Source organism: Neorhizobium populisoli (genome assembly GCF_019430945.1).
GTDB lineage: Bacteria > Pseudomonadota > Alphaproteobacteria > Rhizobiales > Rhizobiaceae > Neorhizobium > Neorhizobium populisoli.
Genome location: NZ_JAHYCB010000004.1, coordinates 347,136 through 371,526 on the forward strand (window position 1 = coordinate 347,136; position 24,391 = coordinate 371,526).

23 protein-coding genes are annotated in these 24,391 nt (G+C 60.4%); 10 read left to right on the forward strand and 13 right to left on the reverse strand.

Translation table 11 applies throughout. The features are described 5' to 3' along the window. Positions 1 to 2: 2 nt before the first annotated feature. The 4 genes from KX729_RS12745 to KX729_RS12760 form a co-directional block, all read right to left on the reverse strand. Positions 3 to 929 (reverse strand): ABC transporter permease, encoded by a 927-nt coding sequence (locus tag KX729_RS12745; RefSeq protein WP_219742837.1) that lies wholly within the window; start codon positions 927 to 929, stop codon positions 3 to 5. A 212-nt stretch (positions 930 to 1,141) separates the two neighbouring features. Further along, positions 1,142 to 2,677, reverse strand: coding sequence for an ABC transporter substrate-binding protein (locus KX729_RS12750; RefSeq protein WP_219742838.1), 1,536 nt, complete (start codon positions 2,675 to 2,677; stop codon positions 1,142 to 1,144). Between the two features lie 31 nt (positions 2,678 to 2,708). Then, positions 2,709 to 4,541: an ABC transporter ATP-binding protein gene (locus tag KX729_RS12755; RefSeq protein ID WP_219742839.1), complete on the reverse strand. Its 1,833-nt coding sequence runs from the start codon at positions 4,539 to 4,541 to the stop codon at positions 2,709 to 2,711. Positions 4,542 to 4,868: 327 nt separating this feature from the next. Continuing rightward, positions 4,869 to 5,357, reverse strand: coding sequence for an Lrp/AsnC family transcriptional regulator (locus KX729_RS12760; RefSeq protein WP_246617567.1), 489 nt, complete (start codon positions 5,355 to 5,357; stop codon positions 4,869 to 4,871). 131 nt (positions 5,358 to 5,488) lie between these two features. Between KX729_RS12760 and KX729_RS12765 the strand changes: the two genes are divergently transcribed. Further along, on the forward strand, positions 5,489 to 6,106 hold the full coding sequence (locus KX729_RS12765; protein ID WP_219742841.1) for a glutathione S-transferase family protein: 618 nt from the start codon (positions 5,489 to 5,491) through the stop codon (positions 6,104 to 6,106). A 21-nt stretch (positions 6,107 to 6,127) separates the two neighbouring features. Here KX729_RS12765 and KX729_RS12770 read toward each other — a convergent pair whose 3' ends face one another. Next, entirely contained in the window at positions 6,128 to 6,874 is a 747-nt protein-coding gene (locus KX729_RS12770; protein ID WP_219742842.1) for a fumarylacetoacetate hydrolase family protein, read from the reverse strand. 139 nt (positions 6,875 to 7,013) lie between these two features. Next, entirely contained in the window at positions 7,014 to 7,319 is a 306-nt protein-coding gene (locus tag KX729_RS12775) for a helix-turn-helix domain-containing protein (protein WP_219742843.1), read from the reverse strand. Between the two features lie 83 nt (positions 7,320 to 7,402). Between KX729_RS12775 and KX729_RS12780 the strand changes: the two genes are divergently transcribed. Genes KX729_RS12780 through mnhG form a run of 6 tightly spaced genes read left to right on the forward strand, consistent with a single transcriptional unit; the run spans position 7,403 to position 13,424 of the window. Continuing rightward, positions 7,403 to 10,324: a monovalent cation/H+ antiporter subunit A gene (locus KX729_RS12780; RefSeq protein ID WP_219743125.1), complete on the forward strand. Its 2,922-nt coding sequence runs from the start codon at positions 7,403 to 7,405 to the stop codon at positions 10,322 to 10,324. Continuing rightward, positions 10,324 to 10,662, forward strand: coding sequence for a Na+/H+ antiporter subunit C (locus KX729_RS12785; RefSeq protein ID WP_219742844.1), 339 nt, complete (start codon positions 10,324 to 10,326; stop codon positions 10,660 to 10,662). The genes KX729_RS12780 and KX729_RS12785 overlap by 1 nt, the downstream gene beginning before the upstream one ends. Continuing rightward, positions 10,659 to 12,284, forward strand: a complete 1,626-nt coding sequence (locus KX729_RS12790) for a monovalent cation/H+ antiporter subunit D (RefSeq protein ID WP_219742845.1) — start codon at positions 10,659 to 10,661, stop codon at positions 12,282 to 12,284. The genes KX729_RS12785 and KX729_RS12790 overlap by 4 nt, the downstream gene beginning before the upstream one ends. After that, positions 12,284 to 12,760, forward strand: a complete 477-nt coding sequence (locus KX729_RS12795) for a Na+/H+ antiporter subunit E (RefSeq protein WP_219742846.1) — start codon at positions 12,284 to 12,286, stop codon at positions 12,758 to 12,760. Before KX729_RS12790 ends, KX729_RS12795 begins: the two co-directional genes overlap by 1 nt. Beyond that, on the forward strand, positions 12,757 to 13,038 hold the full coding sequence (locus KX729_RS12800) for a K+/H+ antiporter subunit F (RefSeq protein ID WP_219742847.1): 282 nt from the start codon (positions 12,757 to 12,759) through the stop codon (positions 13,036 to 13,038). Before KX729_RS12795 ends, KX729_RS12800 begins: the two co-directional genes overlap by 4 nt. After that, complete coding sequence (mnhG, locus tag KX729_RS12805) at positions 13,038 to 13,424, forward strand: monovalent cation/H(+) antiporter subunit G (protein WP_219742848.1); 387 nt, start codon at positions 13,038 to 13,040, stop codon at positions 13,422 to 13,424. The genes KX729_RS12800 and mnhG overlap by 1 nt, the downstream gene beginning before the upstream one ends. Positions 13,425 to 13,490: 66 nt before the next feature. Here mnhG and KX729_RS12810 read toward each other — a convergent pair whose 3' ends face one another. After that, on the reverse strand, positions 13,491 to 15,293 hold the full coding sequence (locus KX729_RS12810; RefSeq protein ID WP_219742849.1) for an EAL domain-containing protein: 1,803 nt from the start codon (positions 15,291 to 15,293) through the stop codon (positions 13,491 to 13,493). A 147-nt stretch (positions 15,294 to 15,440) separates the two neighbouring features. On the opposite strand from KX729_RS12810, the gene KX729_RS12815 reads away from it, so the two are divergent. The 3 genes from KX729_RS12815 to KX729_RS12825 all read left to right on the forward strand — a co-directional run bounded on the left by KX729_RS12815 (position 15,441) and on the right by KX729_RS12825 (position 18,016). Beyond that, positions 15,441 to 15,845, forward strand: coding sequence for an IclR family transcriptional regulator (locus KX729_RS12815; RefSeq protein WP_219742850.1), 405 nt, complete (start codon positions 15,441 to 15,443; stop codon positions 15,843 to 15,845). 46 nt (positions 15,846 to 15,891) lie between these two features. Continuing rightward, positions 15,892 to 16,422, forward strand: a complete 531-nt coding sequence (locus tag KX729_RS12820; RefSeq protein WP_219742851.1) for a peptidylprolyl isomerase — start codon at positions 15,892 to 15,894, stop codon at positions 16,420 to 16,422. A 91-nt stretch (positions 16,423 to 16,513) separates the two neighbouring features. Beyond that, entirely contained in the window at positions 16,514 to 18,016 is a 1,503-nt protein-coding gene (locus KX729_RS12825; RefSeq protein WP_219742852.1) for an ABC transporter substrate-binding protein, read from the forward strand. Positions 18,017 to 18,066: 50 nt separating this feature from the next. On the opposite strand, the gene KX729_RS12830 is transcribed toward KX729_RS12825, so the two are convergent. The 6 genes from KX729_RS12830 to KX729_RS12855 form a co-directional block, all read right to left on the reverse strand. Further along, positions 18,067 to 19,125, reverse strand: coding sequence for an ABC transporter ATP-binding protein (locus tag KX729_RS12830; RefSeq protein ID WP_219742853.1), 1,059 nt, complete (start codon positions 19,123 to 19,125; stop codon positions 18,067 to 18,069). A gap of 4 nt (positions 19,126 to 19,129) precedes the next feature. After that, on the reverse strand, positions 19,130 to 19,960 hold the full coding sequence (locus tag KX729_RS12835; RefSeq protein ID WP_219742854.1) for a carbohydrate ABC transporter permease: 831 nt from the start codon (positions 19,958 to 19,960) through the stop codon (positions 19,130 to 19,132). A gap of 4 nt (positions 19,961 to 19,964) precedes the next feature. After that, positions 19,965 to 20,900: a carbohydrate ABC transporter permease gene (locus KX729_RS12840; RefSeq protein WP_219742855.1), complete on the reverse strand. Its 936-nt coding sequence runs from the start codon at positions 20,898 to 20,900 to the stop codon at positions 19,965 to 19,967. A 237-nt stretch (positions 20,901 to 21,137) separates the two neighbouring features. Next, a complete protein-coding gene (locus KX729_RS12845) occupies positions 21,138 to 22,394 on the reverse strand; it encodes an ABC transporter substrate-binding protein (protein ID WP_219742856.1) in 1,257 nt (418 codons plus the stop codon). Positions 22,395 to 22,426: 32 nt separating this feature from the next. Next, the gene (locus KX729_RS12850) at positions 22,427 to 23,593 is read right to left on the reverse strand and encodes a PLP-dependent transferase (protein ID WP_219742857.1); all 1,167 of its coding nucleotides are present in this window, start codon (positions 23,591 to 23,593) and stop codon (positions 22,427 to 22,429) included. Next, positions 23,590 to 24,297: a FadR/GntR family transcriptional regulator gene (locus KX729_RS12855; RefSeq protein WP_219742858.1), complete on the reverse strand. Its 708-nt coding sequence runs from the start codon at positions 24,295 to 24,297 to the stop codon at positions 23,590 to 23,592. The genes KX729_RS12850 and KX729_RS12855 overlap by 4 nt, the downstream gene beginning before the upstream one ends. Positions 24,298 to 24,391: the final 94 nt, after the last annotated feature.

A 24,391-nucleotide genomic window follows, 5' to 3' on the forward strand; every position in this document is an offset into this window, starting at 1 on the left:
GATTATCCCTCCGTCCGAATGCGGGGATCGACGAGACCGTAGGCGATATCGACGAGAAGGTTGATGCCGATGATCATCAGCGACAGAACGGTGATGACGGCCTGCAGCACGGGATAATCACGCGCGCCGACCGCATCAAAGGCAAGCGTTCCCATTCCCGGCCAGTTGAAGACGCGCTCGACCACCACGATACCGCCCAGAAGTCCGCCGAATTGAAGGCCGAAATAGGTGATCAGCGGGATCGCGCAGTTTCGCAGCGCATGCTTGTAGAGCACGACATTTTCGCTGAGGCCCTTGGCGCGAGCGACCATGATATATTGCGAGCGCAACGTCTCCAGCATGGTGGTGCGGACGAGGCGGACATTGGTCGCCGTAAGGATGATGCCCATGGTGACGGCGGGCATGACGAAGCTCGCAAACCCATCCATGCCGCTCGGCGGCAGAAGCGGGATGGCGATGGCGAACAGCAGCACCAGCATGGTGGCCAGCCAGAAGTTCGGGAAGGAGAGGCCGACCAGCGACAGGATGCGGATCAGCTGATCGGCCCATTTGCCGCGGGAGGTGGCGGCCTTGATGCCGAGCGGAATAGAGATGACGATCGAGACGATGAGCGATGTGAAGGCGAGCGCCAGCGTCGCCGGCAGCGCCTTGCCGATCAGCAGCGAAACCGGCGTGCCACCCAGGAAGCTCTTGCCGAAGTCGAGGGTGAAGATACCCTTCAGGAAATTGAAATACTGGACGAGGAACGGCTCGTTCAAGCCAAGTCCTTCGCGGATTTTCACGAGATCGGCCTCGGTGATGCTGCCCGCACCCTGTGTCAGCATCAGCGCCGGGTCACCGGTGAGGCGGATCGCGAAGGCGACCGTCAGCGTCACGGCGATCACCACGAAAATCGCCTGCAACAGGCGTTTTATCAGGAAAGCGGCCAATTTCTCTCGTTCCTTTGTAATTGCGAGCGCCGCTCTCGGCGCAAGCGCTGAGCATAGCCCCTCACCCTAACCCTCTCCCCGCGCGCGGGGAGAGGGGACTGGAGGTCGCGGTTGTCGTCCTTCTTCCCGTCTTTACGGGGAGAAGGTGCCGGCAAGCGGATGAGGGGCTGGTCGCCACATGCGGCTCGCCCCTCAAGCGAAAGCCTTTAGGCTCAATCCACCGTGACGTCGGTGAACTTCAGGCGGCTGTCCGGCACCGGCGTGAAATTCTTCACGCGCTTGTTGATGCCGAAGATGGCGTTGAGGTTGTAGAGCGGCATTTCGAGCGCCCGGCCGGCAGCGTAATGCGCAATTTCCTGCAGCAGCTTTTCGCGCTCAGCGACATTGGTGACGGTGCGCTGCTTGGCAAGCATGTCATCCATCTTCGGGTCGCTATCGTACGGGTTCCACTTTTCCTTGGTCTTGTACATGGCGACCGCGGTGTTGTCGTAATCGAGCGTCCAGCCGCCCCAGGACTGCTGGAACATCGCGCCGGTCTTGCCATTCGGGATGATGTCGTTCAGCAGGACGTTGGTTTCATACGGCTTGATCGTCGCTGTGATGCCGATCGTCTGCAGGTAGGCGGAGATCGCCTGGGCGACTTCGATGAAGGTCGCTTCATTGCCGCGAAGGTCGATCTGCAGGGCAGCACCCGGAGCAACGCCGGCCTCCTTCAGGAGAGCCTGAGCCTTGGCCGGATCATACGGCAGCGGCTTCATGGCCTTGTCGAAACCGAAGGAGAGCGGGCCCTGGAAGCTGGCGATCGGAACCGCCTGGCCGCCGAGGATGGTCTTGATGATCGCGTCGCGATCGACGCCCATGATCAGCGCCTGACGAACCTTCGGGTCCTTGGTGATGCCGTCGCGGGTGTTGAAGCGCAGAGCGTAGACCGTCGGGCCGGGCGAGGTGACGATGGCGAGCTTGGAATTGCCCTGGATCGTCGGGATCATGCCAATCGGAATGGTCGGCGGGATGACGAGGTCGACGCGGCCGGCCTGCAGTTCGGCAACGGCGGTCGCCGGCTCTGCGATGAACTTGTATTCGAGGTCCGAAATCTTCGGCGCGCCGCCGAAATAGTCCGGGTTGGCGGCGAGAACGATGTTCACCTTCGGCTCATAGGAGACGAACTTGAACGCGCCGGTGCCGACCGGATTGGCGTTGAAATAGGCGTCGCCCTTTTCCTGGATGTACTTCGGCGGAACGATCATGCCGCCGTAACCGGCGAGCTTGGTGAGGATGACCGGGTCAGCGACCTTCATCTTGAAGTCGACCGTGTTGGCATCGATGATCTCGACGCTGCCGATCGAATTGTAGTTGGACTGCTGCGGACCCTTGGCGCCTTCGGCTCCGAGCAGGCGGTCGAAGGTGAACTTCACGGCCTCGGCGTTGAAGGGCTCGCCGTTGTGGAACTTGACGCCTTCACGCAGCTTGAAGCGGATGCGCATGCCGTTGTCGAGCACTTCCCACGAGGTGGCTAGGCCCGGGACGAGCTTCAGGTCCGGACCGCGATAGGTCAGGCCGTCGAACATGTTGGTGGCGACGGAAGCCCAGTTCACCAGGAAGGTGTCGATCGGGTCCCAGCTGCCCGGATCCTGCGGCGACGATACTGTCAGCTTGCCGGCGGCCATGGCCGAGACCGGCATGATTGCGGCGCTTGCGAGCGCGATGGCGGCGAAAGCCGTACGCAGGCCCCTCTTGATTTTTGTCATTGTCTTGCTCCTGTTTATAAACCCAAAGTGTTCATGCACTTCGCGCCACGAAATGGCCGGGCGCGATTTCCTCCCGGGCATAAAGCACCGGTTCATTGCCGACTGCCCGAACCGGGCTCGGAATGTCTCCCTCGATGGCCGCAAGCTGTTTCCTCTGGCGCGGATCGGCGATCGGCACGGCGGAGAGCAGGCGGCGCGTATAATCGTGTGACGGCGTCTCGAAGACCTGGCGGCGATAACCGAGCTCCATGATCTGGCCGAGATAAAGCACCGCGACGCGGTGGCTCATCTTTTCCACCACCGCCATGTCATGGCTGATGAACAGGTAGGCGAGGCCGCGCTCCTGCTGCAGGTCCATGAACAGATTGATGATCTGCGCCTGGATAGACACGTCGAGGGCCGACAGTGCCTCGTCGGCGATGATCAGCTTCGGATTGGAGGCGAGCGCGCGGGCGATGCAGACACGCTGGCGCTGGCCGCCGGAAAACTCGTGCGGATACCGCTTGGCATGCGCTGAGGTGAGGCCGACGCGCTCCAACAGCGCATCCACGGTTTTGTTGATCTCGGCCGTGTTGTCGAGCAGGCCATGGGTGCGGATCGGCTCGGCGATCGAGAAGCCCACCGTCTTGCGCGGATCGAGCGAGGCGAAGGGGTCCTGGAAGATATATTGCACGTCCTGGCGCAGCTTCTGTCGCTCGGCCATGCCCATCTCGGCCAGCGAGCGACCGGCGAAGGAGACATTGCCGGCGGTCGCTTTCTGAAGCTGCTGGATCGTGCGGCCGATGGTCGACTTGCCGGAACCGGATTCGCCGACCAGCGCCAGCGTCTCGCCGGGATGGATGTCGAAGCTGACCTTCTCCACCGCGTGGACGCGATGCGTTGCCTTGCCGAAAAAGTTTTTCTTGATGTCGAACCGCACGAAGAGATCGCGCACGGAAAGCAGCGGATCGGCATTGTAGCGGGCGGTATCCTGCACCCGTTCGACGCCGGCAAGCTTGGGTTCGCCGTCCTGCAGCACCATGACCGGCAAGCGCTTCGGAAGATCCTGACCGGTCATGCTGCCGAGTTTCGGCACGGCGGAAAGTAGCGTTCGCGTATAGGGATGCGTCGGCTTGTCGAAGATTTCGAGCGCCGGACCCTTCTCGACCGCCTTGCCCTTCCACATCACGACGACATCGTCGGCCATTTCGGCAACGACACCCATGTCGTGGGTGATGAAGATGATGGCGGTGCCGAGATCCTTCTGCAGGTCGCGCAGGATGTTGAGGATCTGCGCCTGGATGGTGACGTCGAGTGCGGTGGTCGGCTCGTCGGCGATCAGCAGCTTCGGCTTGCAGGCGAGCGCCATGGCGATCATCACGCGCTGGCGCATGCCGCCGGAAAGCTGGTGCGGGTAGCGGGTCAAAAGCTCGGCCGCATCCGGCAGGCGGACCATGTCGAGCAGGCGCTTGGCTTCTGCGAGTGCTGCCGTATTCGACTTGCCCTCGTGTAGCTTCAGGATTTCCGCCACCTGATCCCCGATGGTGAAGACTGGGTTGAGCGAGGTCATCGGCTCCTGGAAGATCATCGAGATCTCCTTGCCGCGGATGCCGCGCATGGTCTTCTGGTCGAGGCGCAGGAGATCGGCCTGACCGTTTGCCGTATCAAAGAGAATGCGGCCCGTCGGAAACTGCGCGCCGAGCATGTCGGCCAGCCGCATGATCGACAGGGAGGTCACCGACTTGCCGGAACCGGATTCGCCGACGACCGCAACCGTTTGTCCCCTTGAGACGGAAAAGCTCAGATCGTCGATGACGCGCGAGGCGCCGAACTCGACCGAGAGGCCTTCGACCGTCAGGAGGGGTTTGGGTGCGGTTTGCGTCATGCGGGCAACTCCCTACGCATTGGCAGCGACAATAGCCGCTGGGTGGAAGATACCAAGCACGAAATGCAGGTTGATGGCAGGGCGGGAAGCCCCGGAAGAAGCGGAGGTGCGAGCGTTCGCGGGCATGCCTCGTAGCATCCGCGTTTCGTCCCGGTCATGGCGGACCCGAATTTGTTTCGGTTTTTCCGTCACTTTTAGCAATCCCCATCTTAACAAGAATATGTCATCACTTTGTCGACAAAATGTCAACGGCAGGGAATGCCATTATCTGTGATCCTGACATGCGGTCGGGAGAGATCGAGTTTTGAGGATGGAATCGGGGGCTGCTCAGGCAGTTGAAGTTGGCACGCTCAAACCAACCTTCACCCGGTCCATCGCGACGAATGTCCTGAAACGTTTGACGTTGTTGTTGCCGAAAAACAGCCTGCGGGTGAGGGCTTCGTAATCGGCCATCGAAGGCACGACGATGATCAGGATAAAATCGGCAGCGCCCGTCACGTAATAACATTGCTGCACTTCAGGCACGGCGGAAAACTCCCGTTTTGCCTGTTCGATCTGCGCTGCAGTTTCGCTGATCACCTCGACCTCGACGAAGATCGTGATCGCTTGCCCCAAGGCATCCGGATCGATCACCGCAACATTGGCCTGGATAACACCGTCCGTCGTCATCCGCTTGATCCGGCGTTGCACGGCCGGCGCCGAGAGATTGACCGCCTCGCCGATCGTCCGCTGCGGCGTGGTGTTGTCGCGCTGCAGGATATCCAGGATTTTCCGGTCGAAGGTATCGAGCACTGTCGATTTTGATGGTTGCGGCAAGGGAAAGCCTTCGGTGAAACAAAGTTGCATAGAACGCCACCAATATCAGCGCATTTATCGCGCCGGGTGCAATATCTTTCCACCAGCAGACTTTCGGCATCTGCTTTGGTTGGATGTGAAACGAGGAAAAGATGAAGCTTTATTACCAGACCCATTCGCCCTTTGCCCGCAAGGTGCTGGTCTTTATCCATGAGTCAGGATTGGCAGATCGCATCGAGGTAATCGATCACGAAACGAGCCCGCTGGTGAGAAACCGAGACGTCTTTTCCGAAAACCCGCTAGGTAAAGTGCCCGTTCTCATCCGGCCGGGGCTTTCGGCGCTGTTCGATTCCGACGTGATCTGCGCCTATCTCGACACTCTTCATAACAGGAAAAAGCTCATTCCCCTGGAGGGCGAGGCGCGGTGGGAAGCCTTGCGGCTGCAGGCTTTGGCGCAGGGGCTGGCCGAGACCGGCATCGCATTGCGCTGGGAAACAGCAAGACGGCCGGCGCATCTGCGCTACGAACCGCTGCAGGAAGGGTATGCGCAAAAACTGCAGGAAAGCTATCGCTGGCTGGAAGGCGAACTGGATGACGGCGCCGGCCTTCACGTCGGTCACATCGCACTCGCGACGGCGCTGTCCTGGATCAGGTTTCGCGACCTCCCGGCTCCTCAACCGGAAAGCCGGGTGGCGCATTGGCTCTCCCGTTTCGAGGAGCGACCGTCCATGCAGTTGACGCCGCTTTCGGGCGAAACGGTCGATCGTTGAGGCGGATTTCGTGCCGCAGGCTCAATCGACCTTGAGAACGAAGTCGCGGCCACCGAGTGTGACTGCCACAGTACCCGGTGCGCCGACCTTGATCAGTCCGCAAAGCGTACCGGTGGTGATCACCTGGCCGGCCTTCAGCATGTCGAAGGCGCAGATCGGGGTCTGGTTCGCCAGCGCCACGATCGGCTTCAGCGGATCGTTGTCGGGGTGAGTAGCGGACTTGTCGAAAACCGTTTCTCCGTTGATGACGAGCTTCAGCGGGCCGATCTCTGCGCCTTGATCGAGCAGTTTGCGATCGAGTTCCGGACCGAGCACATAACCGACATTGCTCATCATGTCGGCCACGGCGAGCGCCTGGTCGCCCCGCGCGCCGCCTTCGTAACGGCTGCGGAGAAGCTCGACGCCGATGCGTACGGAAGCGATCGCGTCCACGATATCAGCGCGTGTCACGGTGCCCTTCGCCGCGGTGAGGTCCTTGCCAAGCGTGAAGGCAAGCTCGACTTCGACTGAAATGCCGGTCTGATACTGCTGGTTTGCGCTCTCGGAGACATCGAGCAATGGTGCGCTGTGGCACAGATCGCCCTTGAGAGTGTGTTTCGATCCATTGAGCGGCACATCAAGGGCGGCAAAGATTTCGGTCTGAACCGCAAAGCCCTCGCCAAGCGGCTTGCCGAGAAAAGCTTCGGGTGCGACGAGCCCGCCGGACTTCATTGCGCCCAGAATGGCCTCGGCAAGCGGAGAAAGGGTTTGGGAAGGTGTCGAAGTCATCGGGTCACTGCTCCAGAAAGGGTGTCAAAAGGCCAAGCGGGCGCCACCATCCGCCGGGACGGGGAAAACTGCAAGTATTCAAATGAAATCAACAGGCTTTATGCGCTGCTTGTGACGAATCCGCGGGAAGCTTTGGGCCTTATCCCGGAACTTGCCGGTTGCACACCGCGACCGCGCCGCTCTCGACGGTCACGAATGCCAGGCCGCCGGTCTCAAACGCCAGTCGCAACTGCGCTTCGGTTGCCCGATGCACATCGTGCCGGTCCCCTTCGTAATCGCGAATTGTACTGCGCGAGACGCCCGAACGGTCGGCGAGGTCGCTCTGGGTCCAATCGAGAAACCCTCGCGCGGCGCGACAGAGGGCCGGTGTCAAAATCTTGCAGTGATCGCCTTGACCCATCGTCCGATTCTGCCCATATTGGTCAATATCATTCATATATGGCATTCTGAGCCGGATTGCTAGGGGCGTGAAAACGCCGATCGGCCGGGTCGGAAGAGCCGCTTTCGAACAAGGAACGGACTGTTGGGATAACGCTTGAGCCCTATTTTCTTCTGGTTCTGTTGCTCCTGCCGTTCGTCGGAAGCCTTGCCTCCGCCTTTCTCCTCAACACATCCTCACGTGTCCTGCCGTCATGGATCGCCGGTGCGACAGCGCTCCTGAGCCTGCTAATCGTCGTCGCCGCCTATCCCGCTGTCTCGGCAGGCGACGCATTGCGCTTCCATGTGGAGTGGATCCCGCAGCTCGGGCTAGACTTCAAGCTTCGGATGGACGGGTTCGCCTGGATGTTCGCGGTGCTGATCACCGGAATCGGCTTTCTCGTCGTCGTCTATGCCCGTTACTATATTTCCGAGGAAGACCCGGTTCCGCGGTTCTTCTCCTTCCTGCTGGCCTTCATGGGCGCGATGCTCGGCATCGTCATTAGCGGCAATGTCATCCTGCTGTCGGTCTTCTGGGAGCTGACCAGCATCTTCTCCTTCCTGCTGATCAGCTATTGGCACAATACGGCGGCTGCACGTGATGGCGCGCGCATGGCATTGACGATCACCGGTATCGGCGGCTTCTGCCTGCTGATTGGCGTGCTGCTGATCGGCAACATCGTCGGCAGTTACGATCTCGACAAGATTTTGGCCTCCGGTGACGTCATTCGCGGACATGCTCTCTATACCCCGGCGCTGGTCTTCGTTCTGCTCGGCGCGTTGACCAAGAGCGCGCAGTTTCCTTTCCATTTCTGGCTGCCGAACGCCATGGCGGCGCCCACACCGGTTTCCGCCTTCCTGCATTCCGCGACGATGGTGAAGGCCGGCGTCTTCCTGCTGGCGCGCTTCTGGCCGGCGCTGGCCGGCACCTATGAATGGTTCTGGATCGTCGGCGCATGCGGCATCATCACGCTTCTGCTCGGCGCCTATTTCGCCATGTTCCAGCAGGACCTGAAAGGCCTGCTCGCTTATTCGACGATCAGCCATCTCGGGCTGATCACCACGCTGCTCAGCCTCGGGAGCCCGCTTGCGACGGTGGCGGCGATCTTCCACATGCTGAACCACGCGACCTTCAAGGCATCGCTGTTCATGGCGGCCGGCATTATCGATCACGAGACCGGTACGCGGGACATGCGACGATTAAGCGGGCTTTTCCGCTACATGCCGATCACCGCGACGCTCGCCATGGTGGCGAGCGCCGCCATGGCCGGCGTGCCGCTGCTGAACGGCTTTCTGTCGAAGGAAATGTTCTTCGCCGAGGCGGTGGAAACCCATGCGGATTCGATCCTCGACCGTATCCTGCCCTATGTTGCAACGCTTGCCGGTGCCTTCAGCGTCGCCTATTCGCTGCGCTTCATTCACATGGTGTTTTTCGGCCCGCCGCCGACCAAGCTGCCGAAGGAAACACCGCACGAGCCGCCGCACTGGATGCGTTTCCCGATCGAGCTTCTGGTCGTGATCTGCCTGATCGTCGGCATCGCACCGGCCATGTCGGTCGGCCCTTTCCTGCACACTGCCGTATCGAGCGTGCTCGGCGCACAGACACCGGAATACAGCCTTGCCGTCTGGCACGGTTTCAACGTGCCGCTGATGATGAGCATTACCGCGCTTCTCGGCGGCGCCGCCCTCTATTGGGTTCTGCGCGATTATCTGCAGCGTTGCGACGACGGACCGCCGATCTTCCGCCGGCTCCGCGGCCAGCGCATCTTCGAGCGTATTCTCGTCGAGGTTTCCTGGCGTTGGGCACGCATGGCCGAAAAGCGTATCGGCACGCGAAACCTGCAGCCGCAGATGCGCTGGGTCGTCGCGACGGGCTTCTTCGCGGGTCTCCTGCCACTTTATCTCTCGGGTTTCGAAACGCGGCCGTTCGCATTCACGGGCGTCGATACGGCATTTGCCGCGCTCTGGGCGCTTGGCGTCTGCCTGGCGCTCGGAACGGCCTGGCTCGCCAAATACCATCGTCTTGCGGCATTGGTCATGCTGGGCGGCGTCGGGCTGATCGTCTGCACCACGTTCGTCTGGCTGTCCGCACCCGACCTCGCCATCACCCAGCTCCTCGTCGAAATCGTCACCACGGTTCTCATCCTGCTCGGCCTGCGCTGGCTGCCGAAACGGTCTGAGGGGATCGACGACACGATCACGCTGCGTGCCCGCTTCCGACGTTTCCGCGACCTGGCGCTGGCAGTGGCCTGCGGCATCGGCATGACCTTCATTTCCTATGCCGTCATGACCATGCCGGTGCCGGATGCGATCGCCAACTATTTCCTCGATAACGCCTATTCGGAAGGTGGCGGCCGCAACGTCGTCAACGTCATCCTTGTCGACTTCCGCGGCTTCGACACCCTCGGCGAAATCACCGTTCTCGGTGTCGTGGCGCTGACCGTCTACGCGCTCCTGCGACGTTTCCGCCCGGCGGACGACAGCATGGGCATGCCGGAGCAACAGCAGATCCAGAACCGCTTCGACGAGGAACGGCCGGAGCGTTCCGCCGGCGATACGGTGCGCGATTATCTGCTGGTGCCCTCCGTCATCATGCAGTGGCTGTTTCCGATCATCGTTACTTTCGCGGTCTATATCTTCCTGCGGGGGCATGATCTTCCGGGTGGCGGTTTCTCGGCCGGCCTGACGCTGTCGATCGCCTTCCTGCTGCAATATCTTGCTGGCGGCACGCGTTGGGCGGAGGACCGTATCCGCATTCTGCCGCTGCGCTGGATGGGGGCCGGCATGTTGACGGCAACGGTAACCGGCATCGGCGCCTGGTTCTTCGGTTATCCGTTCCTGACGTCGCATTTCCAGTATGTCGAGCTGCCGCTGATCGGCAAAATGCCCGCAGCAAGCGCGCTGCTCTTCGATCTCGGTGTCTTTTCGCTCGTCGTCGGATCGACCGTTCTGATCCTCGTTGCGTTGGCACACCAGTCGATCCGTATCAATCGTCTGAGGACGATCGAGTCGGATAAGGCGAAGGAGGCCTGATGGAAATCATCCTTTCGATCGCCATCGGCGTCATGACCAGCTGCGGTGTGTGGCTGATCCTGCGTCCGCGCACATATCAGGTCATCATCGGACTTTCGCTGCTGTCCTATGCCGTGAACCTCTTCATCTTCGGCGTCGGCGGCGTGAAGACCAATGTCCCGCCGATCCTGACGGATGGCGTTTCCACCTCGTCGCTTGCCGATCCGGTGCCGCAGGCGCTGGTGCTGACGGCGATCGTCATCGGTTTTGCGACCACCGCGCTCTTCCTCGTCGTGCTGCTTGCCTCCCGCGGCCTGACCGGCACCGACCATGTGGACGGGAGGAGCGATCCGAAATGAACGGCTGGACGCACCATCTCATCATCGCGCCGATCCTCATCCCGCTTCTTGCTGCGGCGCTCCTGCTTTTCATCGACGAGCGGCAGCGCGTCGCCAAGGCGATGGTCAGCCTTGCCGCAGCGATCATCCTCTGCTTCGTTTCGATCGTCCTCTTCGAGATAGAGAGCGGACCGAACGCTTTCGAAGGTGTCTACCTGCTCGGCAATTGGTCGGCACCCTTCGGCATCGTATTGGTGCTGGACGGCCTGTCGGCGCTGATGCTGCTGCTCACTTCGGTGATCGGCGTTGCCGCGCTGGTTTATTCGCTGGCGCGCTGGCACGCGGTTGGTGCGCATTTCCACACCATGTTCCAGCTGCTGTTGATGGGCGTCAATGGCGCGTTTTTGACAGGCGACCTCTTCAACCTCTTCGTTTTCTTCGAGGTGATGCTTGCTGCGTCCTACGGTCTTCTGCTGCACGGCTCCGGTCCGCTGCGCGTCAAGGCCGGCATGCACTACATCGCTGTCAACCTCGCGGCGGCACTGCTGTTCCTGATCGGCGTCAGCCTGATCTACGGCACGGCCGGCACGCTTAATATGGCGGACCTTGCAGCCCGTATTCCACAGATCGAGCCGGACCGGCGCATGTTGATGGAGGCGGGCGCCGGCGTGCTCGGTATCGCCTTCCTGATCAAGGCCGGCATGTGGCCGCTCTGCTTCTGGCTGCCGACGGCTTATAGCGCGGCGTCGGCTCCGGTTGCGGGCGTTTTCGCCATCCTCAGCAAGCTCGGCATCTATGTCATCCTGCGCCTCACCATGCTTCTCTTCAGCGATGGGCCTTCCGCCGGGTTCGGTTCGACATTCCTGCTCTATGGCGGAATCGCAACGCTGATCTTCGGCACGATCGGTGTGCTTGCCTCCCAGGCGCTTGGTCGCCTCGCGGGCTTTTCGGTTCTGGTGTCCTCCGGCACGCTGCTGATGGTGCTCGGGATTAGCGACGGGGCGGTTTCGTCAGGCGCGTTGCTTTATCTCGTCAGCTCGACGCTGACGATCAGCGCCTTCTTCATGCTGATCGAACTCGTCGAACGCGGTCAGGATGCAGGCGCCAACGTTCTGGCCGTCACCATGGAAGCCTATGGCGATGCCGACGAGTACGAGCCGGAAGAGGGCGACGGCGTCACCATGCCCGGCACGATGGCGATCCTCGGCACATGTTTTGCCGCCTGCGCCATCCTGCTCTCCGGCCTGCCGCCGCTGTCGGGCTTTATCGCCAAATTTGCCATGCTTTCGGCGATGATGGGCACGGGCGCGATCGGCGTGCCGCCGACGGCCGCGATCTGGACGCTGGTCATTCTGGTCATCCTCTCGGGCGTCGCAGCCCTGATTTCCATGACCCGCGCCGGCATCCGGACCTTCTGGACTTCGATCGAAGGCACGGTGCCGCGCGTGCTGGTGATCGAGATCGTGCCGGTCATGTTTCTGCTGGCCCTGACGCTGGCGCTGACGGTGCAGGCCGGGCCGGCCATGCAATATATGGACACGACCATCCGCACGCTCGCCAATCCGAAACTCTATATCGATGCGGTGCGCAATGCGGCCGTCATACCGGGCGTCGAATTCGATACGGGAAAGGAGGGACATTGATGCTTCCCTATCCGATCCTGACCTTGATGCTGGTTCTGATGTGGTTGCTCTTGAACGGCTTCACGCTCGGCCATCTGCTGCTTGGCATCGTCGTTGCGGTCTTCGCCTCCTGGGCCATGGCGTCGCTCCGGCCGGAAAAGCCGAAATTCGGCAAATGGTATCTGCTGCCCAAGCTCTTCGGCATCGTGCTTTACGACGTCGCGGTCTCCAACCTGCACGTCGCCAAGGTCATTCTGAGAGCGGGATCGCGCAAGCACAATCCAGGTTTCCTGGCGATCGACCTCGAAATCCGCGATCATTTCGCCATCGCCGTGCTCGCCGTCGTTCTGACCAGCACGCCGGGCTCCGCCTGGCTGGAATACGATTCCAACGACAATACCGTGCTTCTGCATGTGCTCGACATCGACAACGAAGCCGCCTGGCGTGATACAATCAAGAACCGTTACGAAAAGCTGTTGATGGAGATATTCGCATGAGCGCCATCATCATCTTCACCGCCGTCGCCATCGCCCAGCTGATGCTGGCGGCTGCCATGGCGCTCGCCTCGATCCGCATGTTCCGCGGCCCCCGCGCGCAGGACCGGATCATCGGGCTCGATACGCTCTATATCAACGCCATGCTGCTGCTCGTCACCTTTGGCATCGGCACCGGCCGCGTCATCTATTTCGAGGCGGCGCTGGTGATCGGCATGTTGGGTTTCGTGGCGACGGTGGCGCTGGCGAAGTTCCTGATGCGCGGCGAGGTGATCGAATGATGGTGAATGCTGCCGATATTCCTCTCTGGGCGGCAGTCGCCGTCGCCTTCTTCCTGCTGGTCGGCGCAACGCTGGCCTTGATCGGCGCGATCGGTTTCGTGCGGCTTCCGACCTTCTATGAGCGCATCCATGCGCCGACGCTCGGCACCAGCTGGGGAATCGGCGGCATCATGGTCGCCTCGATGATCTTTTTTTCCGTTGCTGCTTCGCGGATCGCCATCCACGAAATCCTGATCGGCATTTTCGTGACGGTCACGACGCCGATCACCTTCATGTTGCTCGCCCGCGCTGCTCTTCACCGCGACCGCGCCGAACAGAACGGCAAGGCACCGGACAAGCATACGGGGAGTGGGAGTGGTCCTGAAGAAATTCAGGATGAAGCGTAAAACACTCTCTACGCGGTCATTTTCGGATCAAAACCCCGGGTAAACGATGACTGGGCTGGCTTCGCTTCAGCCTCTCACCTGCTCCAATGCCTTTGTCGTTTCCTCGCGGCCGATCGGGCGGCCGAAGCGATATCCCTGGACGAACGGGCAGCCAAGGCGCTGAAGGCGTTGGGACTGATCGGCGGTTTCGACACCTTCGGCCACAATACGGACGCCGAGCCCGGCGGCCATGTCTAGGATCGCCTTGACGATCACTTCTCCGACACCATCCGGCATGCGATCGACGAACGTCTTGTCGATCTTGACGATATCGACGGGCATATCCAGCAGATGTGTGAGTGACGCGTAGCCGGTTCCGAAATCGTCGAGCGCCACGCTAAGCCCGTCGGAACGCATATCCTCGATCGTCTGGGCCACCTTGCGGTCGCCGACATCCATGTAGACCGACTCGGTCACTTCGATGACGACGCGATCCAGCGGAATGTCCTTGGCCGCAAACGATTTCAGAATACGTTCGCGCAGGTTTCCCTGGGCGAAATCGGCCATGGAAACGTTGATGCTGACATATTGGAGATCGACGGACTGATCCAGCCAGTATCGGAGATCGTTTGCGACGAGTTCAAGCATGCGGTCGGTCAGCAGATGTCCCATGGAGAGATCCTGCAGCGCATCCGCAAACTGTCCGGCGGAGATGATCTGACCCTCGGCGGTTCTCAATCTGCAGAGCGCTTCGAGACCAACGATCTTCTGCGTATCGAGCCGAACGATGGGCTGATAATGCGCCTCGATGCGGTTTTCGGCCAGCGCGCTGAGCACCGCCTGCAGGGTGCGGAAACGCTGTGCGATCGCATCGGCGAGATCGTCCGTATAAAGGGCAAAACTTCCGCGGGCGGTGTTCTTGGCATGATGCAGCGCCAGATTGGCCTGCTGAAGAAATGTCGCGACATCCGGGGGCCGGGAAGGGTCGGAAATGGTAGCTCCGCAGCTGACCGAAAGCGGAAAGGCATGTGTGACCTGCCGCAGCGTCCGGCTCTCGACGGCCTGAATGATCTGCGTCGCAATGACATTGATCTCTGCCACGGATTTATTGGCAATCAGGACGGCGAATTCGTCGGCATCGACCCTGAAGACTGTTTTCTCGCCGGTTTTCTGGGTAATCGTGCGCCCGACCTCGACGATAAGGCTGTCTCCGATCGCATGGCCGAAGGCATCGTTGACGCGGCCCAGATGATCGATGTCGAACAGCAGGACGGCGAGCGGTTCGGTCGTCGCCTTCGCTGTTGCCTCCAGGGTCTCGATGAAATTGGCGCGATTGCCGAGCCCGGTCAGCGTGTCGAAATATGCGAGCCGAACGTTCTCCGCCTTGACCTCTTCCCGTTCCAGTACGATTGAGCAAAGATCGACGCAATCTGCAACGATGGTCTGCTCCTTAGCTGTCGGGCCGCGGTTTTCGCGATAATAAAAGCCGAACGCGCCGAGCACGCGCCCGTCGCTTCGCATGATCGGGCTCGACCAGCAGGCTTTGACACCGTGTTCCTGAAGCAGGATATCGGCCAGTGACTGATACGGAGCCCAACGCGGATCGCCGAAGATATCCTCGACAGCAACGGGCCTGCGCAAAAAGGCGGCTGTGCCGCACGAACCGACGCCGGGCCCGATCTCGATCCCATCCAGTGCCTGGGAATAGGTCTTTGAAATGCTCTCGCCGGCAAGAGGATGGATCAGCCCAGCCTGGTCGATCGTTACGATCGAGCAGAGCACCCCGTCGGCAAGCTGTTCGGCATGCCGGCAAATGGCGTTGCCGGCTTCTTCGATTGTGCTGCCACGCGCAAGCATATCCAGGATGTCCTGCTGAAGCTTTCTCCGCATAGTCAACTTCCTCGGATTCTTGCCCACCGGCGTCATGATTCGAAGTTAGCGAATGATGACCGGACAATAGTGTGTATCTCGTTACTCTTTTATCTCTAAATAGCGGGCAAGTAAGTTCAAATTGCACATCGAAGAAAACTTAGAGGAATGCTGCGTATCTTCTATGCCCCGGAGACTGCACCATTCCCGCATAGGGTGTATCTAGGCTTGCGAAGTACAAGCGAAGCGGGGAAGCTTGGAGAGTATGCAGGGATATTGGTCCCGGAGGATAATCTCGCCCGGGACCCGGAAACATCATTGCTGTGGAATATTGGCGACCTTGACGAGGTAGGCCCAGGCGGCGATGCATTGGCCGAAGGTGCTTTCGGCCTTGCCTTCTGCTCGGTTTCCGCCGGCATATTCGATCATGAAGACCATCTGGTGGCTGCCATGACCATTCTCGGCATGAGCGGTCGCACCGATCTTTCCGCCGGAAGCAATGCAGCGCAGCTTCTTCAGAAAACTGCTGACGAACTTTCCGCTGCGCTTGGATCGACGGCAGGTGCGCGATAACGTTCACAGCTCCATGACAGACCCTCAAGCAAAAGGACGTTTTTAGATGCCCACGATTTCCGATCCGATGGTTGCCTTCGATACGAGACTTGGAAGGTTTGTTGTCCGCCTGTTCCAGGAACAGTCTCCCATCTCCACGGACAATCTGCTTCAGCGGATCGAGACCGGGCTTTTTGCCGGTTCGACCATCTATCGTATCGTGAACATGAAAAATCAGGAGGATACCGTTCCCGCGAAGATCGAGGTCATCCAGTTCGGTTATCCGTCTGACAAGCCGCGGGAAAACGATCCGCCGCCGATCGCGCACGAGACGACTGAAAAGAGCGGGCTTAAGCATGTGGACGGAACCCTGTCCATGGCGCGACTTGCGCCGGGTACCGCAGGGCCGGCCTTCTTCATCTGCATCGGCGATCAACCGGAACTCGACTACGGCGGTCGTCGGAACCCCGATGGCCAGGGCTTTGCAGCTTTCGGGCAAGTCGTGGAAGGAATGGATGTCGTCCGGGCGATCTACGCGCTTGGTGAAAAACAGCAACAGATTTCGAACCCGGTCCCGATCGAAGCCGTTCGGCTTTAACGGCGCGGCCGGTGGCCCAAGTCGATTGACACGCTGGAAAGCGTAGCTGATAAATTGATCAAATATGACGATAACAATAAAGGGAACGCATATGACGCATCGGAAACTTCTTACAGCGCTCGCAATCGGCCTGCTCAGCAGCCAGGTTGCGCTCGCGGCCGACTTCAGGATCGGGGTTCAGGAAGACCCTGACGTTCTCGATCCTCACAAGGCCCGCACCACCGTCGGGCGGTTCGTATTCACCTCGCTTTGCGACAAGCTGGTCGACGTTACAGACAAGCTGGAGATCGCCCCGCAGCTTGCCAGTTCCTGGTCCTGGAGCGATGACAACAAGACGCTGACGTTCAAGCTGCGCACCGATGTCGAGTTTCATGACGGCACGAAATTCGATGCCGCTGCCGCAAAAGCCAATCTTGACCGGGCCATGACGCTGCCGGACAGCCTGCGCAAGAGCGAGCTGGTCTCGGTCGCAAGCGTCGAGGTCGTCGATCCGGCAACGGTTGCCGTACATCTGAAACAGCCCGATGCCACGCTTCTGGCGCAGTTGACCGACCGTGCAGGCATGATGATGTCGCCCGCGACATTCAGCAATCCGGAACTCGGCGCCAAGCCGGTCTGCTCCGGCCCCTACAAGTTCGTCTCGCGCACCCAGAACGACCGTATCGTGCTGGAGAAATTCGACAAATACCGCGACGCCAAGGACTATTTCTACGACCGGATCATCTTCCTTCCGATCCCCGATACGACGGTGCGCCTCGCCAACCTTCAGGCCGGCGATATCGATCTGGTCGAGCGCCTCAACCCGTCCGATGCGGATGCGGTCAAGGCCGACAAGCGGCTGAAATTCATTGCCCTGTCGAGCTTGGGTTATCAGAGCATCGTCATCAATGTCGGTTCGGGCCAGGGCGCCAATAGCCCGCTCGGCAAGGACAAGCTGGTGCGCCAGGCGTTCCAGGCGGCGATCGGTCGCGATATCATCAACGACGTGCTTGGCCACGGACTTTTCGAGCCGGCGCAGACGCCGTTCCCGCTGGCGAGCACCTATTACGACAAGAATTATCCGGTCACGAAGCGGGATGTGGCGAAGGCCAAGGCCCTTTTGGCTGAGGCGAAACAGCCTGAAGTCGCCTTCGAGCTTTCGTTCGGCAACACGACCATCACGGCGGCTCTCGCCGAAATGATCCAGGCAATGGCCGCGGAAGCCGGTTTCAAGATCAGCCTTCGCCCGATGGATTTCACCGCCATGCTGGCGGAAATGCAGAAGGGTAATTTCCAGGCGTCGCTTAGCGGCTGGTCCGGCCGTATCGATCCTGACGGCAACATTTACCAGTTCGTAGCCTGCAAGGGCGCCCAGAACGATCCGAAATATTGCAATCCGGAAGTTGATCGTCTTCTGAACGAAGCCCGCAGCACGCCGGATGTCGAAAAGCGCAAGGCCTTCTACACCCAGGCTTCGGCAATCCTTCAGAGCGACCTGCCTTACATCTACACCTATTATTCGCCGCTGGTTTATGCCGTCTCGGCAAAGGTAGCGAACTTCAAGGCCTACCCGGACGGCATGATCCGCCTTCGCGGCGTGAAGCCGGCGCAGTGATCTGAAGGCCGGCCGGGGTTCACCTCTCCGGCCGGTTTCCTACCGGAATATCAGTCCATCCGCCTGCCTTCACCGTCGAACAGGTGAATGTGTTGCGCGGGGAAAGACACCGCGATCTCTCCGCCCATGTTAAGCGCCTGCCGGTCGAGCGTGAATACCTTGACTGGAACGCCGTGCACCGAGAGATGCAGGATGATGCCGAAACCGGTCGGCTCGGCCAGTTCGACCTTTGCCGCAATGCCCGTGCCATCCGTCGCAATCGTCATATGCTCCGGCCGGATGCCGAGCGTCAGATTGCTTCCCTCTGTGACCGGCGCGGGCGATTTCAGCGCGATCCGGCTGCCATCCTTCAGGAACGCTGCGCCTTCCCGATAGATGATGTCGAGGAAATTCATTCCCGGCGAACCGATGAAGCCGGCCACAAACAGATTGGCGGGGCGGTCGTAGAGTTCGAGAGGGCTGCCGACCTGCTGTACCACGCCACCATGCATGGCGACGATACGGTCGGCCAGCGTCATCGCCTCGATCTGGTCGTGCGTGACATAGATTGAGGTGGCCTTCAGGTCGGCATGCATCTTCTTGATTTCGGCGCGCATCTGCTCGCGCAGGCGGGCGTCGAGATTGGAAAGCGGTTCGTCGAAGAGGAAGGCTTTCGGTTCGCGGACGATCGCGCGGCCCATCGCGACGCGCTGGCGCTGGCCGCCGGAAAGCGCCTTCGGGCGGCGTTCCAGAAGCGGTTCGAGCCCAAGCTTCGATGCCGCGCCGGCGACGGCCGCGCCGATCTTTTCCTTGGCCGTTTTGCGCAGCCGCAGGCTGTAGCTCATGTTGCCGGCGACGTTCATATGTGGATAGAGCGCATAGGACTGGAAGACCATGGCGATGTCCCGGTCCTTCGGGTGCCGCTCGTTGACGCGGCTGCCGTCGATGCGGATCTCGCCTCGGCTGACGTCCTCCAGGCCGGCGATCATCCGCAGAAGCGTGGATTTTCCGCAGCCGGAGGGGCCGACCAGCACGATGAATTCTCCATCGCGGATATCTAGGTCGATGCCATGCAGGACTGAAACATGGCCGTAGGATTTTTCGAGCTTTTCGATCTGAATGGATGCCATGTGACTAACCTTTGACCGCGCCGGCCGTCAGGCCTTGGACGAGATAACGCTGGATGAGAAGGAAGAAGAGCCCGGCCGGGATGAGAGCCATCACGCCGGCCGCCATCATCTGACCGAAGTCGACCGAGAATTTCGACACGAAGGTCAGGAGCCCGACCGGGAAGGTCGCAGCGTCGTTGCCATTGATCAGCATCAGCGCGAAAAGCAACTCACTCCAGGCGGCGGTGAAGACGAAACCAAGCGTCGCGGCAATGCCGGGCAGCGTCAAAGGCAGGATGATCTGCCGGAAGGCCACGAATTTCGTCGCCCCGTCGATCATTGCCGCCTCTTCCAGATCCTTCGGAATGCCGTCGAAGAAGGACTGCATCAGGAAGGTCGCGAAGGGCACGTTGAAGGCAGAATAAACGATGACCAGTCCCGTCAGGCTGTTGGTGAGGCCGAGCGGCGAGAGGATCTTGAAGATCGGCGCGACCAGCATGACGAGCGGAAACATCTGGGTCAGCAGCATCAGGGCGATGATGGCGTATTTGGCCCGGAAGCTGAAGCGCGAGAGGGCGTACCCGGAAAGTGATGCGCAGGCTGTGACGACCACGGCCGTCGATGCCGAGACAATCAGGCTGTTCTTGAAGAAGGTCGGGAAGGCGCTGTGCCGCAGGACGAAGGCATAATGATCGAATGTCGTGCGCGACGGCCACATCCGCACCCCTTCGGAATACAGAAGATCGTTCGGCGTCACCGACACTTTCAGCAGCCAGAACAGCGGGAAGAGCGCGAAGGCGATATAGCAGAGGATTGCCAGACGATGTGCGACGGTCGGCAGAAGGGATTGCTTCATGGTCTCAATCCTTGTTCAGCAATGTCTGCCGCAGCAGGATGATCAGCATCGAATAGGCAAGCAGGAGGACGAGCAGCACCAGCGCAATGGCCGATGCGTAGCCGAAATCGAGCGCCTTGAAGGCCTGGGTAAAGATATAGCTCGCGACGATCTGGGTACGGTCTGCCGGGCCGCCGCCGGTCATCACGACGATGAGATCGGCGAAGTTGGAGATCCAGACCGTGCGGAGCAGTACGGTAATGGCGATGGTCGGGGCGAGAAACGGCAGGGTGATCGACAGGAAGCGCTGGAACCAGTTGGCGCCGTCGATCGAAGCGGCCTCGTAAAGATCGCGCGGGATTGCCTGCAGCGCCGCAAGCAGGGTGATGGCGAAGAACGGAATGCCCCACCAGACATTGGCGATGATCGGTCCCCACATGGCGTAGTGCGGATCGGAGAGGATATTGCCCGGCTGGTCCATCAGGCCAAGCCCGAACAGCCAGTGCGGTATCGGTCCGATCACCGGATTGAAAAGCCAGGCCCAGTTGAGGCCGGCAAGGAAGGACGGCACCGCCCAGGGCAGGAAGACCAGCGCCTGGACAAGGCCTCTGCCCCAGAACGGCTTGTCCAGAAGCAGGGCGAGAACGAGCCCGAAGAAGAACTGAAGCACGACGGACGCGCCGGTCCACCACAGTGTGTTCCTCAAGGCTCCGTAGAAAGCCGGATCTTCGGAGAGCGTCCGAAAATGCTCTAGTCCGATGAAGCCTCCCGAGAAAGGGTTGAGCAGCTGGATATCCCGGAAGGCATAGGAAATGCCGATCACCAGCGGCACCAGCATGACCACGATAATCAGGATCAGCGATGGCGCGCTGTAGAGATAAGGCTCGGAGGCGTGAGCGAGACGCGTCAGCCACGGCCTGCGGTCGTGACGCCTGCCAAGCGTATCGGCGGTCATGGTCATCGGTGGTCGGCTTTCCGTGTGTTTTCAACTGGCGGCATACCTGCAGCCCTCTCACCCGGCCTCCGCTCCGCTCGGCCACCCTCTCTCCCCGAGAGGAGAGGAGGGATAGAGACGTCGCGCCACCCGTGTCTCCTCCGTCAGAGAAGAATTTCGGCGGTGCCGCATATTCCCTTCTCTCCATCGGGGAGAAGGTGCCGGCAGGCGGATGAGGGGGCTCCGGGTTCGAAGCCTACCCGCTTACTTCTTGGCCAGGAACTTCTGTTGCGCCTTGGTCAGATAAGCGGCCCATTGGTCGGCAAGCTGCTTTGCCGTAATGTCGCCCAGCATCGCCTGCTGCGAGGTCTTGATGGCGATCGAATCCTTGAAGAGCGCGAACTCTTCGAGATAGGTCGGCATCACGGTCGGCACGGTGTTCGGGTCGGCCAGTTCCTCGAACCAGCCCTTGAACTGGTCACCGGCATAGAAGGGGTCCTTCTCGGCGGATGTATAGGCCGGCAGGGCGCCGATCTTCTTGTTCCACTCGAGATTGCCTTCCTTGCCTTCGAGCGTGGCGATCAGCTTCCAGGAAAGGTCCTTGTTCTTGGTGGAAGAGAACATCGACCAGCCGGCGTAACCGATGGTCGGATAGGACTTGCCGGCCGGGCCCTTCGGCAGCGGCATGACACCGAAATCTTCCTTCTTCATGCGCTCGGCAATGGCGATCAGTGCATCCGGATCCTGGTCGAGGAAGGCGCAGGTGCCGGAATAGAAGCCGGCGACGACTTCGTTGAAGCCCCAGTTGACGCTGTCCTTCGGCGCATAACCCTTCTTGTAGAGATCGACCATCCACTCGATGCCCTTTGCCCAGCCTTCGCTGTTCATGGTCGAGGTGCCGTCTTCCTTGAAGTATTTGTTGTCGCCGGCCATGGATGCGGCAAAGATCATCCAGCCATTCAGGCCGCCTGGGCCGCCGCGCATGCAGTAACCGTATTTGCCCGGCAGCTTGGAAACGGCTTCGGAAGCCTTGGTGAAGTCCGCCATGCTCTTCGGCGGTTCCTTGACGCCGGCCTGCTCGAGCAGCTTCTTGTTGTAGAACATGGCGCGCAGATAGAAGCCGTAAGGCAGCATATAGGCGGTCTTCTTGACGTCGCGGCCGAGTTCCAGCGCCCGCGGGGTCAGTTCCTTGGTATGCTCCCACTTGGCTAGATAGGGCTCCAGGCTCTCCAGCATGCCGTTATTGGCATAAAGCGACAGCCAGGTATCCGGCATTTCCATCACGTCCGGCTTGTCGCCGGCCGACACCATGGTGGCGAATTTCTGGAAAGCTTCGTTCCAAGGCAGCGAGATGATCTCGACCTTGGTGCCGGGATTTTCCTTCTCGAACTTGCCGACGATCGACTTCAGCGTCTCGGTGCGTTCCGGGCTGGTGATCACCTCGACCAGCTTGAGGTTTTCTGCCATCGCGCTGCCGGCCATCAGCATCGCGAGGAATGCAGTCGTAATCAGTGTTTTCATTTGTCTTCTCCCAGTTGTTATTGGTTGATGCTTTAAGTGGCGACGGCGATCGCCTCCTGAAGATCGCTCCACAGAGCCTCGGTTCCCTCGAGGCCGACATGGAGGCGGACTGACCGCGCATGAATGCCAAAGGCATGCGCGGAATTCGGCTGGGCCTTCTGCTGCAGCACCACTTCGCCTGGTACGATCAGGCTTTCGTGGCCGCCCCAGCTGACGCCGAGCTTGAACAGTTTGAGATGATCGGCAAAGGCGCGGATATCGACGCCCTCACGGAAGATGAACGAGAACAGGCCCGATGTGCCGTTGAGGCCGGCCGGAAGCCGGTTCGCCAGGCCCGGATGACAGACCTGCTCGACGATATCGAGTTCCTGCAAGCGGCGGGCGATATCGAGTGCGGCGGCCTGATGCGCCTTCATGCGGATCGGCAGGGTTCTGAGGCCGCGGATCAGCAGCCAGGCATCGAAGGGCGACAGCTTGCCGCCGAGATAGGGATAGGTTTCCGCCTTCAGCCGGGCGATCATGTCCTTTGAGCCGGCAACGACGCCGGCGACGACATCGCTATGGCCGCCGAGATATTTCGAGGCCGAATGGATGACGAGATCGACGCCGAGCGTGATCGGCCGCTGGAAGAACGGGCTCGCCCAGCTATTGTCGATCATCGAGACGACGCCGTGTTTTTTGGCGAGCGCCGCGAGTGCCCCGACATCGTGGGTCTCCATTACCCAGCTCGTCGGGCTTTCCATGTAGAAGACCTTGGCGCCCGGCAGCGCCTTGGCGACCGCTTCCTCGTCGCGGCCGTCGACATAGGTCACCTCGACCTTCATCCGCTTGAGAATGGTGCCGAACAGCCGGAACGCGTCCGGATAGACATGTTTGACCGCGACGATCCGGTCGCCCGGTTCGACGAAGCTCAGCACGGCCGACGAGATCGCCGACATGCCGCTCGCAAAACCGAGCGCATCTTCCGCGCCCTCGAGTTTCGCTAGCATCTGTTCGAAAGCCCGCACCGTCGGGTTGAGGCCGCGCGTATAGATTGGCCGCACCTTCTCGCCGCGATAGGACGAGATCATGTCGTCATAGTCGGAGAAGGTGAAAAGCGACGTCTGGAAGATCGGCGGCACCACCGCTTCGGCATAATTGCCGTCGTCATGAGCGGTGATCAGCGAAGCGAGTTCGAACGGGTCGAGGCCGTCAGTCATTTGGACATTTCCTTGATATCTTCCTCGACGATTTCGAGGATCTTCAGTGTCTCTCCTCGCGCCGCTTCCGGGTCTTGCGCAGCAATCGCGTTAAACAGCGTGCGGTGGTAGGGGAAGGATCGGCGGGCGAAATCGAAACGTTCGAAAGGATGGCTCCAGAAGCGCTCGAAGGTCTCGCGCATCTGCTCGAGCAACTGACGGAACAACGGATTATGGGACGCGTCGTAGACGGCCAGATGGAAGGCCAGGTCTTCGGGGCCTGACGCGCCCTTTTCATGATGGACGCGTTCCATCTCTTCCAGACGCGCTTCGATGATCTTCAGATCCTCGGTTGTCCGCATCTGGGCTGCGACCATGCCGGCCTCACATTCCAGTCCGCGCCGCACCTGCAGCGTCTGCAACAATGCATCGCGCAGGTTTGCGGTGTCGAGCGACAGCGGCATGTGAATGGTGCGCCGGGAAATCGGCTTCAGCAGGTAGTTTCCGCTTCCCTTGCGGGATTCGACGACGCCGAGCGCCTGGAACTGGCTGATGGCCTCGCGGATGGTGGAGCGCCCGACACCCAGCGCCGCCATCAATTCCCGCTCCGCCGGAAGCCGGTCTCCGGCCTTCAGATCGGCATCCTCGACATAATCGGCCAGCGCGTCGCCGACTTGGCGGGCCCGGTCGATCGGCGGCAGGGAGGGGATCAAAGGCTTGTTCATGGCGCTCGGAATTGGTCTGACATCTGATCAATAAAATACCGGCGGAAATCGCTTGTCAACGAGAAGGTCGCAAAACTTTCATGTGGGTGAGAGT

What these genes read in the sequence shown, in the direction of transcription:
- KX729_RS12810 (WP_219742849.1), bottom strand. Translation starts at nt 15,293, where the DNA reads ATGCGGAGAAAGCTTCAGCAGGACATCCTGGATATGCTTGCGCGTGGC.
- KX729_RS12800 (WP_219742847.1), top strand. Translation starts at nt 12,757, where the DNA reads ATGAGCGCCATCATCATCTTCACCGCCGTCGCCATCGCCCAGCTGATG.
- KX729_RS12830 (WP_219742853.1), bottom strand. Translation starts at nt 19,125, where the DNA reads ATGGCATCCATTCAGATCGAAAAGCTCGAAAAATCCTACGGCCATGTT.
- mnhG (WP_219742848.1), top strand. Translation starts at nt 13,038, where the DNA reads ATGGTGAATGCTGCCGATATTCCTCTCTGGGCGGCAGTCGCCGTCGCC.
- KX729_RS12765 (WP_219742841.1), top strand. Translation starts at nt 5,489, where the DNA reads ATGAAGCTTTATTACCAGACCCATTCGCCCTTTGCCCGCAAGGTGCTG.
- KX729_RS12775 (WP_219742843.1), bottom strand. Translation starts at nt 7,319, where the DNA reads ATGCCATATATGAATGATATTGACCAATATGGGCAGAATCGGACGATG.
- KX729_RS12770 (WP_219742842.1), bottom strand. Translation starts at nt 6,874, where the DNA reads ATGACTTCGACACCTTCCCAAACCCTTTCTCCGCTTGCCGAGGCCATT.
- KX729_RS12855 (WP_219742858.1), bottom strand. Translation starts at nt 24,297, where the DNA reads ATGAACAAGCCTTTGATCCCCTCCCTGCCGCCGATCGACCGGGCCCGC.
- KX729_RS12795 (WP_219742846.1), top strand. Translation starts at nt 12,284, where the DNA reads ATGCTTCCCTATCCGATCCTGACCTTGATGCTGGTTCTGATGTGGTTG.
- KX729_RS12825 (WP_219742852.1), top strand. Translation starts at nt 16,514, where the DNA reads ATGACGCATCGGAAACTTCTTACAGCGCTCGCAATCGGCCTGCTCAGC.
- KX729_RS12845 (WP_219742856.1), bottom strand. Translation starts at nt 22,394, where the DNA reads ATGAAAACACTGATTACGACTGCATTCCTCGCGATGCTGATGGCCGGC.
- KX729_RS12840 (WP_219742855.1), bottom strand. Translation starts at nt 20,900, where the DNA reads ATGACCATGACCGCCGATACGCTTGGCAGGCGTCACGACCGCAGGCCG.
- KX729_RS12835 (WP_219742854.1), bottom strand. Translation starts at nt 19,960, where the DNA reads ATGAAGCAATCCCTTCTGCCGACCGTCGCACATCGTCTGGCAATCCTC.
- KX729_RS12750 (WP_219742838.1), bottom strand. Translation starts at nt 2,677, where the DNA reads ATGACAAAAATCAAGAGGGGCCTGCGTACGGCTTTCGCCGCCATCGCG.
- KX729_RS12755 (WP_219742839.1), bottom strand. Translation starts at nt 4,541, where the DNA reads ATGACGCAAACCGCACCCAAACCCCTCCTGACGGTCGAAGGCCTCTCG.
- KX729_RS12850 (WP_219742857.1), bottom strand. Translation starts at nt 23,593, where the DNA reads ATGACTGACGGCCTCGACCCGTTCGAACTCGCTTCGCTGATCACCGCT.
- KX729_RS12790 (WP_219742845.1), top strand. Translation starts at nt 10,659, where the DNA reads ATGAACGGCTGGACGCACCATCTCATCATCGCGCCGATCCTCATCCCG.
- KX729_RS12815 (WP_219742850.1), top strand. Translation starts at nt 15,441, where the DNA reads ATGCTGCGTATCTTCTATGCCCCGGAGACTGCACCATTCCCGCATAGG.
- KX729_RS12785 (WP_219742844.1), top strand. Translation starts at nt 10,324, where the DNA reads ATGGAAATCATCCTTTCGATCGCCATCGGCGTCATGACCAGCTGCGGT.
- KX729_RS12820 (WP_219742851.1), top strand. Translation starts at nt 15,892, where the DNA reads ATGCCCACGATTTCCGATCCGATGGTTGCCTTCGATACGAGACTTGGA.